Below are 15,084 nucleotides of genomic sequence, written 5' to 3'. Positions count from 1 at the left end.
GATCGGACCCCGGACCCGAGGACCGAGGAGGCGAGCGATGAGCCAACCGCCGTGGAAGGTCGGCGAGCTGGCCCGCAAGACGGGCCTGACGGTGAGGGCCCTGCACCACTACGACGAGGTCGGCCTGCTGGTGCCGTCGTCCCGGAGCGGCTCGGGGCACCGGCTCTACACGGCCCGGGACGTCGACCGCCTCCAGCAGATCACCTCGATGCGAGAGCTGGGCTTCCGGCTGTCCGAGATCCGGGCCTGCCTGGCAGACCCGTCGTTCTCCCCCCGGAAGCTGGTCCGGGCCCACCTCGAGCGGATCGAGGCTCAAATGGGCCGCCTGGCCCGGATTCGGGATCGGCTGGAGCGGCTGGCCGATCGCCTGGAGGAGTCCGAGGCGTCGAGCGTCGACGAGGTGCTCGCCGCGATTCAGGAGATGACCATGTTCGAGAAGTACTACACGCCCGAGCAGCTGGAGCAGCTCAAGGAGCGGGCCGAGGCGATCGGCCCCGACCGGATCGCCGAGGTCGAGGCCGAATGGCCGAAGTTGATGGCCGAGGTCCAATCGGCCATGGACCGGGGGGCCGACCCGACCGGCCCCGAGGTCCGGGATCTGGCCCGGCGCTGGATGGGCCTGGTCCGCGAGTTCACCGGGGGCGACCCTGGGATTTCCTCGTCGCTCAAGAACCTGTGGCAAGGCGAGTCCGTCGTCCACGGGACGGAGACGGGCCCGGTGCGAGGCATGATGGCGTTCCTCGGGCCCGCGATGGACGCGGAGCGGGAGCCGTCGTGAGTGGAATCCGGTCGGCCCGGGGGGCGATCCCGCCCCCCGGGACGCCCCGACGGTCGGGATCGGATCCCGGGCGATCGGATCGGATCAGTACTGGTCGGCGGAGACGACCTCGCCGCCGGCCCGGGTGGAGAGGGCCTGGTAGACGGCGGACCGGGCCGTGCCGAACTGGTACTCGGAGAAGGGCCCGTAGGCCACACCGACCGGGTCCCCGAAGTTGCTCATGTCGTTCGGCCAGGTGGCGATCGTCTCCTTGATGAATCGGACCGAGCCGTCGACGAAGGCGAAGTTCGCCCCGCCGGGGTGGAAGCTGGAGGCCGCCTGGAGGGGGATCCACCAATAGCCGCTCTGGGCGATGTCCGTGCTGTGCTTCCGGTGCGCGTTGATGGGGAACATGGTGTCGAAGCGGGTGTCGCCCCACCAGGCCGAGAGCCACCAGTGGGTGTTGCTGAGATCCGGCTCGGCGAGGATCCCGTGGGCGTGCTCCGAGAAGAGGAAGGTGTTGCTCGTGCCGTCTCGGATCTCGGAGAGGCGGATCGCCCGCTCGGGGCGGTAGGTGCCGTTGGTGGCCTGGGTCCAGGCCTGGTACATGCCGGGGTTGGCGATGGCGTCGTCGTTGAACGGGTCGATGTAGTGGGCCCAGGTCCCCGAGTTGGTGGCGTAGCTGTTGAAGGTGACGCCCTCGCCGGGATGGCCGGCATTCCAGAAGTCGGGGTGGAAGGGCCGCCTCCCGGCGACCTCCGGGTCGCTCGGGCACCAGAGGGTCGAGAGGCCGATGCCCATGGCCGTGCCGTTGGACTCGTCGTAGTAGCAGATGTCGTAGTTGAAGGCGTTGGCGGCGGCGGTCCCCTCCATCAGGGGAAGCATCAGGGCGAAGGAGTTGGGCCCGTACCGCATCGTGTCGAGCGCCCGGCTGTTGGGCACGCACTGCTGGTAGATCGAGTCCGGCGGCAGGGAGCCGAAGGCCGACTCGTAGTTGTTGGCCGCCAGGCCGAGCTGCTTCAGGTTGTTGGTGCACTGGGCGCGGCGGGCGGCCTCCCGGGCGCTCTGCACGGCCGGCAGCAAGAGGGCGATGAGCACGCCGATGATGGCGATCACCACCAGCAATTCGATCAGCGTGAAGCCGCGTCGGGCGGCTCGAGTCGGGATGTGAGGAGTCATCGACGGGGTCTCGCTATGGTGTGAAAAATCGACGATGAGCGACCGCGTGGGGCCGGACTCGATGGGCGGAAGCGGACGCGGGGCGATCACCTCAGGCCCGGGCGGCCCCCACGGACGTCCCCCCGATTGCCCGGACCGGTGACGCCCTTCTCCTCGGCGACCTTCTTGGACGCGGAGATGTCGATGGTCCCGGCATCCCGTTGGGGGTTGTCGCCGCAGCCCGGCCCGATCAGCAGGCCGAGCGCGAAGGCAAGGGAGGCGGCGAACGGCCGGGAGGCCGACGATCGAACCGGGGGCGATTGCATCATGATGTCCATGACCAAGATGGGGCGCAGGGGATGGGATCACTCTCGGCCGGGCCGGGGGTGGGTGTGGACAGGTCCATCGGCTCTCCGAACCAGCCTCCCCGGGGCGGCGGGGGGGGGAAGGACAGCCACCGATCTCGACGAGTCGGGGGACTTCGAGGTCCCCCGGCGAACTCCAGGCCGTTGCCGATCCGCCGGAAGGGAGAGGTACGGATCGTCGTCGCTCGAATCCCTAGAACGATAGCAACAGCCCGGCCCGCCGTCAATCGCCGAATCGACGCGCGTGAAAAATGTCGATAACCCTCCGGAAAGTCCCTCGCGGGCCGGCCGGAGTCGTGCCGGGCGGGGGCGAGAAACCCGGGACGGGCGCGGGCCCGGCGGCGTCGCCGGGGCGGGGGCAGGAGGGGCGGTCGCGGGCCCGGCCGGCCGCGGTCGGCCGGGCCCGCGGCGGACGGGCCCGGCGCTGCGATCGCGGCGCGCAGCGGGGAAAAATCCAAACTTATTATTATTGAAAACTTGAAAATTTTTTTAGATTTCCGTTGATTCGCCTCTCGATTTCTGGTCTCCTGGCCGGGTCGATCGGCGGCCGGGCCCCGTTGCACGCGCCCGGCCGCGGGGATCGAGCCCGGGGCCTCGAGTCGTTCCGACTCCCTCCTGAAGGATCCGGGCACGGTCGGGACGCGAAGGGGGACGGCCCATCCGGGGCGGGATCTCGGCGCGATCGGCGGCCCCCCGGGCCGCCCCCCGGCCCTGGGGCGCCGGATCCGGTAGTCGGCGGGACGCGTCCGCCCGGGCGTCGGAGGTCGACGCCCCGGGGACGCCCCGATCGCCCGAGACCCCGTCACCCGGAGAGGTCGACCATGAAGAATCGCCGCCCGATCCCGCCCCCGGCCCGCCCGGGCTTCACGCTGATCGAGCTGCTGGTGGTGATCGCCATCATCGGCGTGCTCATCGCCCTCCTGTTGCCGGCCGTGCAGGCGGCCCGCGAGGCGGCCCGACGCGCCCAGTGCACCAACAACCTCAAGCAGCTCGGCCTGGCGCTGGCCAACTATGAGAGCGCCGGCGGCAGCTTCCCCTTCGGAGCCCTGACGTTCGTGGCCAACTCGGGCCTCGCCCTGTCGCGGGGGGTGGACCCGTGCAGCTACAACTACCGGCAGTCGGCCCTGGCGTTCGTCCTGCCGTTCATGGAGCAGTCAGCGACGTACGACGCCCTGAACTTCGAGGCGTCGTCCGACAGCGTGAGGAACCGGACGTCGTACACCACGCTCGTCTCGTCGTACGTCTGCCCGTCCGACTCGGTCGCCGAGTCGACGCCGCCGGACTTCACCAGCGGCTACACGCAGGGCTCCTACGCGGTGAACGTGGGGACGACCGAGCAGTACTTCTACGGCTACACGGGTTCGAGGAACGCGGGCATCTGCAACCAGCTCGAGGCCGACGGCGCCTTCATGTTCAACCGGGCCTTCAGGCTCTCGGAACACCGGGACGGCCTGAGCAACACCGCCTTCGTCGGCGAGGCGTCCCGGGACGACGACGAGGCGATCGGCCAGTTCAACTTCTGGAACAACGTCAGCGTCTGGGACGACGGCCTGGCGATCCGCCCGACCGGGCACCGCTACTCCGTGGCCCGGATCAACGCCAGGCACCGGAGGGACGGCCCCGACCTGGCGTTCCTGACGAGCTACGGGCCGATCGACTGGTGGGCCAACCCGGAGGTGCTCTCCTACGGCCAGTTCGCCTTCCGGAGCAACCACCCCGGTGGGGCCAATTTCGCCTTCGGCGACGGCTCGGTGCGGTTCCTCAAGGAGTCGATCGACATGGGGACCATCACCGGAGATCCGGCCACGAGCCGGCAGGGGATCTATCATGCCCTCTCGACCCGCAAGGGGGGCGAGGTCGTCTCCGCCGACCAGCCCTGAGCCGCCCCCCGGACCCCTCCAGGGCCGGCCGTCCCCGGCCGCCCCGGCGACCGGCGCGGTCCAGTCTCTCGGCGACGCGTCCTCGTGCCCCGCCCGCCCGATCCCGATGGAGGTCTCCCCGCCATGCGCGCCCGACTCGTGCCGCTGTGCCTCTGCTGGCTGCTCCTCGGCTGCGGCGGGGGCGTCCCCGACGCCCCGGATCCGGCCGTCGCCGTCGACCCGGACGCCCCTCCCCCCTCGCCCGGGGGCCCTCCCCCCGGCGTCGGCCTCCGGGGCTCGGTCGGCTCGCTCGAGGGCGAGCAACCCGGGGCCCTCCTGGATTGACCTCGGGGCGGGGGCGGGGGTCGGATGGGCGGGGCCATGATGGCATCCGTCCGCGGCCTCCCCGCGCCGGGCGCTCGCCGGCTCCCGGCCCGCGACCGTCGGTCTTCTTGGGCGCGGGACCTCGACCCCCCGGCCCCCGGCACCCGCCCCCGACGCGGCCCCGGGCCGGGACTCGGCGGGGTGGCGGCCGTTGTGATCGATGCGTCGTCACGATAGGATAAGGCCTCGGATGGCGACGGAGGGCCAAGGCGGCCCGCCCCGGGCCGTCGGGCCCCGAGCCTCCGGGAGTGCCCAAGGTGATCGGCACGACGCTCAAGCGGCGGTTTTCCATCGAGCGCGAACTCGGCCGGGGCGGGATGGGTGCCGTCTACCTCGCCGTCGACCGGATCCTGGAACGGCCCGTCGCCATCAAGATTCTCCGCGAACTGGGCGGGGAGGAGGTCGGCGACCGGCTCCGGCTGGAGGCCCGGATCCTCGCCCGCTTGCAGCACGACTCGATCGTCCGCCTCTACGACTTCGACGAGGAGGGCGGGGTCTATTTCTTCATCATGGAGGTGGTCGAGGGGCCGAGCTATTATAAGCGGTGGAAGGCGTTGCCGATCCCCGACCGGCTCGGCGTGCTGGCCGGGGTGGCCGACGCGCTGGACTACGCCCACCACCAGGGGATCATCCACCGCGACATCAAGCCGGGCAACATCCTGCTGACCCGGGACGACCGGCCGAAGCTCTCGGACTTCGGCCTCTCGCTGCTGGCCGAGCACGGCCAGGAGACGGGGGTCACCCGGGGCACCCCGCTGTACATGAGCCCCGAGCAGGCCAAGGGGAAGCGGCTCGACCCGAGGTCCGACCTCTACGCCCTGGGCGTGCTGCTCTACGAGGCGGCCACCGAGCTGACCCCCTTCCAGGGCAGCGCGATGGCGCTCATGGCCCAGCACGTCAACATCGCGCCCGAGCCGCCCCGGGCCCGCAACCCGGTGCTCTCCCCCGAGCTGGAGGGCCTGATCCTCCGGTCGATGGCCAAGGTGCCCGACGCCCGGCCCTCCTGCGGCGCCGACGTCGGCCGGGAGCTGCGCGACCTGCTCCAACACGACGCCTGGCGGGTCCGCGGCCTGCCGGGGGTCCCGGTCGCCTCGCCGCCGGCGACCGTCCCGGAGACGGCGGCTGTCCCGTCGGCCGACTCCCCGGGGTCGATGGCGTCCTCGGCGATGCAGGACCCGATCTCCTCGGGCCCCCCCGGCGCCTCCTCGATCCCGTCGGTGGCCGTCGCCCCCCCCGAGGTGGCCGCCCCCGCACGCCGCAAGGCGGCGGCCCGGGCGGACGCCGAGCGGATGATCGCCGAGGTCGAGCACGCGCCGATCCTGCTCTCGCCCGAGGAGCGGTTCCTCAGCGGCCACTACCTCGCCTACCTGCTCGGGGGCTCCCGACGCCGGGGCATCTTCCTCCGGAGGCCGCTCGACCCGCTCAACGCCGACCGGGCCCGGCTGATCCTGGCGATGACCTGGCTGATGCTGGGCGAGGGGACCGAGGCCGAGCTCTCCCGGGCCACCCGCCTGCTGGACGACCGGCCCGACATCCGCCCCCGGCTCAGCCCGACCGTCGTGATCAAGTACCTCCGCAGCCGGGACGACCCGGCCAAGCGCAGGCGGTTCCGCAAGCTCCGGGAGCGGCTCCAGGCCGCCAGCGCCCGGGCCCAGCGCCGCATGACCGACGAGCGGGGGCTGCTCAACCCCGGCCTGATGCCCCAGTCGCTCGACGACCTGTACGCGCTCGCCCCCCATCGCGACGAGGTCGACGACGGGCTGGTCTCCCGCTGGAACCGCCTGGCCGAACTCTGGCGCGCCCGGCCCGACTTCCGCCGCGCCGTGCTCCGCTACGCCACCCTCCGCGCCGCCGACGACCCGGGGAGCGTCGACCTCTGGCCCGAGGTCGTCCACCCGCTGATCGAGCGTGCCCTCTGGCAGCGTCGGCTCCGCTCCCGGGCCGAGGGGTTCTGGGACGCCGCCGGCCGCGCCCTGCTCGTCGCCCCCGCCCCGGGCCGCCGGTTGGACCGGGCCATCGAGGCCGCCGTGCCGACCCGGGACGTCGACGAACTGGACGACTCGATGGAGCAATTCGGCAACGACCCGGAATACGTCGAGGCCGCCCTCGACGACGCCCCCGGGCCCGCGGAGCAGTCCAGCGGCAACAACCTGACCATCAGCCGGGAGTCGCTCCGCGCGATCACCGCCGAGGACCCCTCGTCGAGGGGCTTCATCGGCCTGACCTCCCCCGACCCCGACCGCTTCACCCTGGGCGAGCTCCGCGCCCTCCGCAAGGAGGCGATCGCCGCCCTCCGCGACCGATCCGGCGCCCCGGGGCACCGGGTCATCCCCGTCGGGCCGTATCGCCTGGTCGTGGTGGCGTCGATCCGGGGGACCAAGGCGGGCACGGTCGCCATCCAGGGGATGCCGAACAAGCAGATCGAGCTGTTCGTCCCCTCGCTCGCCGGAGGCGGCTCCGACGCGCGGCCGATCGTCGCCGTGTGGCACTACGACGACCGCAGCATGGTCGTCGCCCACCTCGACCAGCGCGGCCGGTCGCGCTACGTGCTCTGGAACGCCGCCGTCAACCAGCAGTCGATCTACGCCGAGCTCGCCGAGCTGAACAGCGATCTCCTCAAGCTCAACCTGGAGGCCCCCGACCGCCCCGACAAGGCCCTGGTGCGCGGCATCTGGCCCCTCCGCAGCCGGCAGTGAGTAGGCCGGGCCCCCCGCCCCCCGGTCGTCCGCCGGCGTCCCCGACACCCCCCAGGGAGACGAACCGATCGCCGAGTCATCGCCCACCCTCCGGATCGCCGGCGGCACCGTCTACGACCCGGTCCACGACGTCGACGGCCGAGTGATGGACCTCTGGGTCGCCGACGGCCGGATCGTGCCGCCCCCCGACGACCCCGGGGCGTACTCGGGACGGACGGTCGACGCCTCCGGCTTCGCGGTGATGCCGGGCGGGATCGACATGCATTGCCACGTCGCCGGGCCGAAGGTCAACGCCGGCCGACTGATGTCCCCCGCCGCCTTCCGGGAGGGGCCGGCGATCCGCCGCACCCCGTCGACCCGGTCCGGCCTCGTCGGCCGGGTGCCCACGACCGGCGCCACCGGCCACCTCTTCGCCGGCATCGGCTACACCACCGCCATGGACGCGGCCATCCCCCCCCTGCACGCCAGGGCCGCCCACGACGAGCTGCTCGCCACGCCGATCCTCGACAACGGCTTCTACGCCCTGCTCGGCAACGCCCACCGCGTGCTCGACTGCGCCGCCAGGGATGACCAGGAGGCGCTCGACGCCTACTGCGCCTGGGCCCTCGACGCGGCGAAGGGCTTCGCCATCAAGGTCGTCAACCCCGGCGACGTGGAGGACTACAAGCAGGTCAGCCGGAAGGCCGTCCGGGAGCTGGACGAGGACGTCGTGGGCTTCGGCGCCTCCCCCCGGCAGGTCGTCCGGGGGCTGGCGGCCTCGGCCGACCGGCTGGACCTGCCGCACCCGGTCCACATCCACTGCAACAACCTCGGCATCCCCGGCAACTGGCGGACGACCCTGGCCACGATGGAGGCCCTCGAAGGCCATCGCGGCCACTTCGCCCACATCCAGTTCCACAGCTACGGCGGGGACCCGTCCGACCCCCGCAGCTTCCGCTCCGCCGTGCCGAAGCTGCTGGACCACGTCCGGCGCCACAAGGAATTGACCGTCGACGTCGGCCACGTCAGCCCCGGCCCGGCGATGATCCTCACCGGCGACCCCCGGGCCGGCGACCGCCTGCATCGCCAGCTCGGCGGCCCCTGGTACAACGCCGACGTCGAGCAGGAGGGCAGTTGCGGCGTCATCCCCATCGAGTACCTGCCCGAGAAGAACCTGATCGCCGCCGTGCAGTGGGCCATCGCCCTGGAGTGGTACCTGCTCATGGACGACCCCTGGCGGGTCGCCCTGACCAGCGACCACCCCAACGGCGGCGCCTTCTACCGCTACCCGGAGATGATCTACCTGCTGATGGATCGCGCCTTCCGGGCCGAGGCCCTGGCGACCATGCCCGGGGCCCTCCGGGACCGCTCCGTCATCCACGAGCTGGACCGCGAATACTCCCTCTCCGAGGTCGCCATCCTCACCCGGGCCGCCCCCGCCCGGATGCTCGGCCTCGACGCCCGGAAGGGCCACCTCGGACCCGGGGCGGATGCAGATATCGCCATTTATTCCCCGGATCGTGACCGCCGTGCCATGTTCGGGCGCCCCCGATGGGTCTTCAAGTCCGGCGCGATGGTCGTCGAGGACGGCATCGTCGTCGCCGAGCCGGTCGGCCGCACCTTCGTCACCGCCCCCGGCTACGACCCCGGCCGCCTGCCGGCGATCCGCGAGTGGTTCGAGCGCGATTACTCCGTCCGATTCGCCAACTACGCCATCCCCGGCGACGCCCTGCCGACGGCCGAGGTCGTCCCCGGCGGCGGGGGTTGAGCCCAGGAACCGCCGTCGCTCACGGCCGGGATCGCTCGACGACGCGAGACCGGAGCCATTCCGGGAACGCCTCTCGTTTGATCAGGCCGGCTGCCAGGTCCAGGATGACTCGCTCCTGCTCGTCGACCGAGGCGGCGATTTCCGCCCCATTGATCACGAGGAACGTCTCCATCGCGGCGTGGCCGATTCGCTTGTTGCCATCGACGAAGGCGTGGTTCATCACCAGGGAGAACCCGAGGGCGGCAGCCTAGTCGACCAGGGTCGGGTAGAGGTCCTCGCCGCCGAACGTCATCCTCGGCTGGGAGACGGCGGAATCCAACGCACCGGGGTCGCGTAGGCCCGGCGACCCGCCGGACCGGGCGATCACCAGGCGGTGCAGGGCAATGACCTCATCCAGGGTCAGGAACCTCATGGCCTACGCCAACCGCCGGTAGAGTTCGGCATTCTTTTCGAGGACGTACTCCGCCGCTTCGGAGAAGTCGTCGCGGGGGCGGGCGAGCCATTCGGCGATACCGGCCCGGAGGAGCTGTTCCGGGGTCGTTCCTGCCTCCCGGGCGCGGTCGAGGAGTTGACGCTCCTGATCCTCGGAGAGCTCGATCGTCAGTGTGGCCATCATGCGGACCTCGTTTGGGCGGCCCCTGGCAACGCCCGGGACCGAGTCCTTCACAGCGCCTACGCTGCTCATTATAGGATCGTACCGCGAGAGGGGCGAAGGCCGACTTCGGCCTCCGGCGCGACGTTTGCCGAAACCCCTGGGGGGCGGGAACCGTCCCGGCCGATCGATGATCCCGCTCCCCGAGACTCCGAACCCGACCCCGGACAGAGGAGGCCCCCGATGACCCCGCCCCGATCCCCCCGGACCCGGTCCGACGACCCCGGCGTCGACCGCCGATCCTTCCTCCAGACCGGCACCGCCGCGTTGGCCCTCGGCCCCGGCGCCCTGGCCGCCCCGGGGGCCTCGGCCCAGGAGGCCGGGGAGGCCCCGAAGCCGGGGGGCGAGCCCGAGTGGCGGAACCGGCAGGACGGCATGGCCTACCGCCGGCTCGGCCGGACGAACCTGATGGTCTCCGAGGTCGTCGCCGGCGGCGACCCGATCACCCCGGACAACTACCGGCACATGCTCCGGGCCATCGAACGCGGCCTGAACTACCTCGACATGGCCCCGGCCTACCACGACGGCGGCACCGAGGAGGCCTGGGGCAAGCTCATCAAGGAGCCCTCGGTCGGCCGGGACCGCGTGTTCCTGGCCACCAAGGTCAGCCCGCTCAACCGCGTGCGCAACCAGATGTACAAGGACGCCTTCGACAAACTCCCCGCGGGCGAGCAGGAGGAGATCCGGGCCCGGGCGGATGAGATCATCGAGCGCCGAGGGGTGAAGAAGCCCGGCTATTTCCTCACGTACTTCCCCGGCCAGCCCGACTCCTACGACCCGGCGTACCTCCGGATCGCCATGCTGGCCGAGTACCGGGATCGGGTCGAGGACAATGCGATTCTCCGCGACACGATCGTCGAGTCGCTGGAGGGGAGCCTCCGCCGCCTCGGCACCGACCACGTCGACATCCTCATGTGCCCCCACGGCGCCGACGCCCCGGAGGATCTCGACAGCCCCGCGATCCTCGACGCCTTCAAGCAGCTGAAGCAGCAGGGCAAGGTCCGATTCCTCGGCGTCACCTCGCACAACGACCCGGCCGGCGTGCTGAAGGCCGCCGCCGACGCCGGGCATTACGACCTCGTGATGATGGCCTACAACGTGGTCAACGGCGGCTACGTCGACGACGCGATCCGACACGCCTCCGACAAGGACCTCGGCATCATCGCCATGAAGGTGGCGATGGCCGTCGCCACCCACCACACGCCGCTCCAGCCGGTGCCCGACTGGCGGATCCAGAAGGTCCAGCGGATCGTCCCCGGGGACGACCTGAAGGCCCCCCAGAAGGCCTACGTCTGGGCCCTCCAGAACCCCCGGATCGCCGCCGTCATCTCCAACCTCTGGGACGAGACCTACATCGCCGAGAACCTCGCCCTGGCCGGCCGCAAGGTCGAACTCCAGCCCGCCTGATCGGGCGGAAAATCGGGGGCGGAGGGCCGACGGCCCACGGGCGCCGGATGGCCGAGGGCGATGGGTTGAGTGCCGACCTGTCCGGCCGTCGGCCCTCCCTCCTCCGCCTTCGGGATGTCCGGTCCCGCCCCCCTCCCTGCGCCTGGACTCGAACGGATCGGGACGGGACAATGGGACCATCGCGCGGCGGGAGCCCTCTGCCCCGCCGCGATCGAAGGGGTCCGGCCGCCCTCGCGCCGTCCCGGCTCGCCGGGCCGGGATGGCGCGAACCCGATCGAGCCAAGCCAGGAGTCGCCGATGTCGCTCTCGCGCCCAGGATCGCACCGCACCAGGATCGTCGCCTTCGGGGCGCTGATGGCGGGGGGGATGACGCTCGCCCTCTGCCCGACGGCCGCCCGGGGCCAGGTCGGGCCCGAGCAGTCCGCCGCCCAGGTCAAGGTGGCCGACGGGCTGGAGGCCACCCTCTGGGCCGCCGAGCCGATGGTGGTGAACCCCACCAACATCGACGTCGACTCCCGGGGGCGCGTCTGGGTCACCGAGGGGCTCAACTACCGCCTCACCCGCGAGCGCAACCGCGAGTTCTCCCGGATCGGCGAGGCCGACGCGATCAAGATCCTCGAGGACGCCGACGGCGACGGGAAGGCCGACACCGTCACCGTCTTCGCCGACCAGATCTTCCCCGTGCCGATGGGCATCGCCGTGGAGGAGCGGTACGACGAGGCGGGCCGCTACGCCGGCTGCCGCGTCTACGTCGGCAACAGCCCGAACCTCCTCGTGCTGGAGGACACCGACGGCGACGACAAGGCCGACCTCCGCTACCCGCTGCTCACCGGCTTCGGCGGCATCGACAGCGACCACGGCGTGCACGGCATGGTCCTCGGCCTCGACGGCTCGCTGTACTTCACCCACGGCGACGGCTGCTGCTCCGTCCAGCCCGACGGCGGCGACCGCACCCAGAACTTCGACGTGACCGACGCCTCCGGCCGACGGGTCTCCTCCGACCAGCTCGCCAACACCCTCCGCGTCAACCGGGACGGCACCCGGTTCGAGGTCATCGCCGACCGCCAGCGGAACAACTACGAGACCAGCCTGAACTCGTTCGGCAACATCTTCACCTCCGACAACGACGACGACGGCAACCGCGGCTGCCGGGTCATCTGGGTGATGGACGGCGGCTCCTACGGCTATCGGACCCCCGGCAGCCCCCGGCACTGGGGGGAGGAGGTCCCCGGCAACGTCCCCAAGCTCGTCGGCACCGGCAACGGCAGCCCCTGCGGCATCATGGTGTACGAGGGCGGCCTGCTCCCCGAGCCGTACCTCGGCGCCGTCTTCGAGGCCGACGCCGGCACCCGACAGATCAACTCCTTCCCGATCACCCGGGAGGGGGCCGCCTTCCGCACCGAGTACGAGGTGCTCATGTCCTCGGACGACCCCTGGTTCCGCCCCGTCGACATGACCGCCGCGCCGGACGGCTCCGTCTTCGTCGCCGACTGGTACGACGCCGGGGTCGGCGGCCACGCCTTCAGCGACCAGACCACCGGGCGCATCTACCGGGTCGTCCCGAAGGGAGCAAGTCCCGAGCATTCCGCCCCCGACTTCGGCTCGATCGACGGCCTGGTCCTCGCGTTGCAGTCCCCCAACGTCGCCACCCAGGACGCCGCCCGTCGCGGCCTGATCGCCCGGGGAGGGGCCGCCGTCGAGGCCTTGAACGCCCTGTATCGCGCGGGTGAGCCCATCCAGCGGGCCCGGGCCCTCTGGGTCAAGCACGCCATCGAGGGGGACCGGGCCGCCCTCCTCGCCCTGGACGACGCCGAGCCCCGGATCCGCGAGCAGGCCGTCCGCATCCTCGGCCGGGACGTGAGCCGCGAGGGGACTGTCGAGTACCTCGACGACGCCCGGCCGCAACCGCCCGCCGCGGCCGAGCACCTCGACGCCCTCGTCTCCCAGGTCGACGACCCTGACGCCGGGGTCCGCCGGGAGCTGATCCTCGCCTTCCGGTACCTGCCCACCGACCGGGTCGGCGAGGCCCTGACGTCGCTCGCCGCCTCGTGGGACGGCCGCGACCGCTGGTACCTGGAGGCCCTCGGCGTCGCGTTGCGGGGCCGTGAGCCGGGCTACCTCGCCGGGCTGTTCGACGGCACCCTCTACGGCAACCTCGACCTCGACGCGGCCGGCGGGACCAGCAGCGCCGCCCTGCCGCCGTACTTCCCGGTCGACCGCAACGAGGCCTTCCTCGCCGCCACCGACGTGCTGCCGCCGGCCAATGCCCTGAGCAAGACCCTCGGCCTGATGTGGCAGATCCACGGCCCCGAGGTGCTCCCGCTGCTGACCCGGATCCTGCCGAGGCTGGCCACGCCCGACCTCCAGCAGGCCGCCGACGACGTGCTCTCGCAGATCACCGACCCGAGCGGCGCCCTCGCCCTGGCGGATCTCCTCTTCGAGATCGACGACCCCGTCCGGGAGCGCCAGGTCCTCGACACCCTCGGCCGTCGCCTCTCCGGGGACTGGCGGGAGGCCGCCGACGACCCCCGGGTCTCCCAGGCGATCCGGGCCGCCATCGACTTCGCCGACACCCGGGCCGAGGGCATCGCCGCCGCCGCCGCCACCGGCGACCCGGATTATGCCGACGCGATCATGGCCTTCGTCAAGGACGACTCGGCGTCCACCCCGGTCCGGATCGCCGCCGTCGAGGCCCTCGGCCGGCTCAAGTCGGGCGGCGCCCGGCCGCTGCTCGAGGCGATGGTCGAGCGCGTCAAGCAGTCCGGCGGCTCCGACCCCGTCGCCGAGGCCGCCCTCCGGACCCTGCCGGAGCTGGGGGTCGACCGCGACCAGCTCATCGCCATCCTCGCCGACCCCGGCTATCCGCTCGGCCTCCGCCGGGAGGCCCTCCGGTCGGCCTCCATGCAGGTCGAGACCGCCCATCGCCTGCTCGGCCGGGCCGAGCAGGGCGACCTGCCCGACGACCTGAAGTCCGAGGCCACCACCCTGCTCAACGCCCACCCCGACCAGGGCGTCCGACGCCGGGCCGCCGAGGCCCTCCCCCTCGCCGGGATCGGCGGCGGCCGGCCCTTGCCACCCTTCGAGGAGCTGCTCTCCCGCCAAGGCGACCCCGAGGCCGGGCGTGAGGCGTTCGCCTCCGCCGGGGAGACCTCCTGCGCCGGCTGCCACCGCGTCCAGGGCCGGGGGCGCTGGGTCGGCCCGGACCTCTCCACCATCGGCACCAAGTACGGCAAGGACGGCCTGCTCACCTCCATCCTCAGCCCCGGCGCCGCCATCGGCTACAACTTCCGCAGTTATGTCGTCGCGCTGGCCGATGGCCGGATCCTCACCGGCTTGCCCGTCGAGGAGACCGCCGACCGCCTCGTCCTGAAGACCGCCGAGGGCCAGCGGATCGAGATCGACCCGGGCGACATCGACGAGAGGCGCACCAGCGACGTCTCGCTGATGCCCGAGGGCCTCGCCCAGCAGATGACCGACGCCCAGCTCGTCGACCTGCTCGCCTTCCTCGAGACCCTGAAGCAGCCCGTCAGCATCGTCGGCGAGTTCCAGGCCGTCGGCCCGCTGGCCGAGGCCGAGGGCGAGCCCGCCGTCGACCCGGCCGGGCCCATCGACACCGCGCTCCCCGTCCGGGGGGCCGACGGCCGGTCGCAGTCCTGGAGACGCCTCCGGGCCGACGCCGAGGGCCGCATCGACCTCTCCGCCCTCGCCGGACCCGACGCCGACCGGGCCGTCTACCTGCACTCCCCGGTCGCCTCCCCGGCCGACCTGCCGGCCACCCTCGTCGTCGACTCCCCCTCGGCCGGCCTCCGCGCCTGGCTCGACGGCGAGGAACTCGACCTCCCCGCCCCCTCCGGAGACGACCCCACCCGGTCCGTCTCCCTCGACCTCTCCCGAGGGGCCCACGACCTCGTCCTCCGCCTCCCCGGCGGCCCCGACTCCGGCCTCGTCGCCACCTTCGTCGCCGACGCCCCCCTGGAGTTCCGCGCCCCCGAGGGCCGCAAGGTCTCGGCCCGCTGAGGCCGGCCCGTTGAGCAACGACTCGAACTGAGACTCGGCCCC

Annotated in this window: 10 protein-coding genes and 1 pseudogene; 7 read left to right on the top strand and 4 right to left on the bottom strand. The window is 72.2% G+C overall.

What is annotated here, in order from left to right; genetic code table 11:
• Positions 1-37 precede the first annotated feature (37 nt).
• The gene (locus ElP_RS32790; RefSeq protein WP_145277509.1) at positions 38-778 is read left to right on the top strand and encodes a MerR family transcriptional regulator; all 741 of its coding nucleotides are present in this window, start codon (positions 38-40) and stop codon (positions 776-778) included.
• A gap of 84 nt (positions 779-862) precedes the next feature.
• Here the strand turns inward: ElP_RS32790 and ElP_RS32785 are convergent, their stop codons facing one another.
• Positions 863-1,936: a DUF1559 domain-containing protein gene (locus tag ElP_RS32785; protein ID WP_145277507.1), complete on the bottom strand. Its 1,074-nt coding sequence runs from the start codon at positions 1,934-1,936 to the stop codon at positions 863-865.
• A gap of 86 nt (positions 1,937-2,022) precedes the next feature.
• Positions 2,023-2,244 carry a hypothetical protein gene (locus tag ElP_RS32780; protein ID WP_145277505.1) on the bottom strand — a complete coding sequence of 74 codons (222 nt, stop codon included), beginning with the start codon at positions 2,242-2,244 and terminating at the stop codon, positions 2,023-2,025.
• An 857-nt stretch (positions 2,245-3,101) separates the two neighbouring features.
• On the opposite strand from ElP_RS32780, the gene ElP_RS32775 reads away from it, so the two are divergent.
• The 4 genes from ElP_RS32775 to ElP_RS32760 all read left to right on the top strand — a co-directional run bounded on the left by ElP_RS32775 (position 3,102) and on the right by ElP_RS32760 (position 8,966).
• Entirely contained in the window at positions 3,102-4,160 is a 1,059-nt protein-coding gene (locus tag ElP_RS32775; protein ID WP_145277504.1) for a DUF1559 domain-containing protein, read from the top strand.
• 123 nt (positions 4,161-4,283) lie between these two features.
• Positions 4,284-4,484, top strand: a complete 201-nt coding sequence (locus tag ElP_RS32770) for a hypothetical protein (RefSeq protein ID WP_145277502.1) — start codon at positions 4,284-4,286, stop codon at positions 4,482-4,484.
• Between the two features lie 287 nt (positions 4,485-4,771).
• A complete protein-coding gene (locus ElP_RS32765) occupies positions 4,772-7,219 on the top strand; it encodes a serine/threonine-protein kinase (RefSeq protein ID WP_145277500.1) in 2,448 nt (815 codons plus the stop codon).
• A gap of 67 nt (positions 7,220-7,286) precedes the next feature.
• Positions 7,287-8,966 (top strand): formylmethanofuran dehydrogenase subunit A, encoded by a 1,680-nt coding sequence (locus tag ElP_RS32760; RefSeq protein ID WP_145277498.1) that lies wholly within the window; start codon positions 7,287-7,289, stop codon positions 8,964-8,966.
• Positions 8,967-8,985: 19 nt separating this feature from the next.
• Here ElP_RS32760 and ElP_RS41460 read toward each other — a convergent pair.
• Positions 8,986-9,378, bottom strand: a pseudogene (locus tag ElP_RS41460) (type II toxin-antitoxin system death-on-curing family toxin).
• 3 nt (positions 9,379-9,381) lie between these two features.
• Complete coding sequence (locus ElP_RS32750; RefSeq protein WP_145277496.1) at positions 9,382-9,582, bottom strand: DNA-binding protein; 201 nt, start codon at positions 9,580-9,582, stop codon at positions 9,382-9,384.
• A gap of 219 nt (positions 9,583-9,801) precedes the next feature.
• Between ElP_RS32750 and ElP_RS32745 the strand changes: the two genes are divergently transcribed.
• Positions 9,802-11,025 carry an aldo/keto reductase gene (locus ElP_RS32745; RefSeq protein WP_145277494.1) on the top strand — a complete coding sequence of 408 codons (1,224 nt, stop codon included), beginning with the start codon at positions 9,802-9,804 and terminating at the stop codon, positions 11,023-11,025.
• A gap of 297 nt (positions 11,026-11,322) precedes the next feature.
• On the top strand, positions 11,323-15,042 hold the full coding sequence (locus tag ElP_RS32740) for a PVC-type heme-binding CxxCH protein (protein WP_231749346.1): 3,720 nt from the start codon (positions 11,323-11,325) through the stop codon (positions 15,040-15,042).
• Positions 15,043-15,084: the final 42 nt, after the last annotated feature.

Origin of the sequence: Tautonia plasticadhaerens (assembly GCF_007752535.1) — a bacterium.
Taxonomy (GTDB): Bacteria; Planctomycetota; Planctomycetia; order Isosphaerales; family Isosphaeraceae; genus Tautonia; species Tautonia plasticadhaerens.
The sequence above is the reverse complement of the archived record's forward strand: the minus strand, read 5'-3'. Positions and strand labels throughout refer to the sequence as shown.

Coding starts and splice junctions, on each gene's coding strand:
- ElP_RS32790 (WP_145277509.1), top strand. CDS start 38: ATGAGCCAACCGCCGTGGAAGGTCGGCGAGCTGGCCCGCAAGACGGGC.
- ElP_RS32785 (WP_145277507.1), bottom strand. CDS start 1,936: ATGACTCCTCACATCCCGACTCGAGCCGCCCGACGCGGCTTCACGCTG.
- ElP_RS32780 (WP_145277505.1), bottom strand. CDS start 2,244: ATGATGCAATCGCCCCCGGTTCGATCGTCGGCCTCCCGGCCGTTCGCC.
- ElP_RS32775 (WP_145277504.1), top strand. CDS start 3,102: ATGAAGAATCGCCGCCCGATCCCGCCCCCGGCCCGCCCGGGCTTCACG.
- ElP_RS32770 (WP_145277502.1), top strand. CDS start 4,284: ATGCGCGCCCGACTCGTGCCGCTGTGCCTCTGCTGGCTGCTCCTCGGC.
- ElP_RS32750 (WP_145277496.1), bottom strand. CDS start 9,582: ATGATGGCCACACTGACGATCGAGCTCTCCGAGGATCAGGAGCGTCAA.
- ElP_RS32745 (WP_145277494.1), top strand. CDS start 9,802: ATGACCCCGCCCCGATCCCCCCGGACCCGGTCCGACGACCCCGGCGTC.
- ElP_RS32740 (WP_231749346.1), top strand. CDS start 11,323: ATGTCGCTCTCGCGCCCAGGATCGCACCGCACCAGGATCGTCGCCTTC.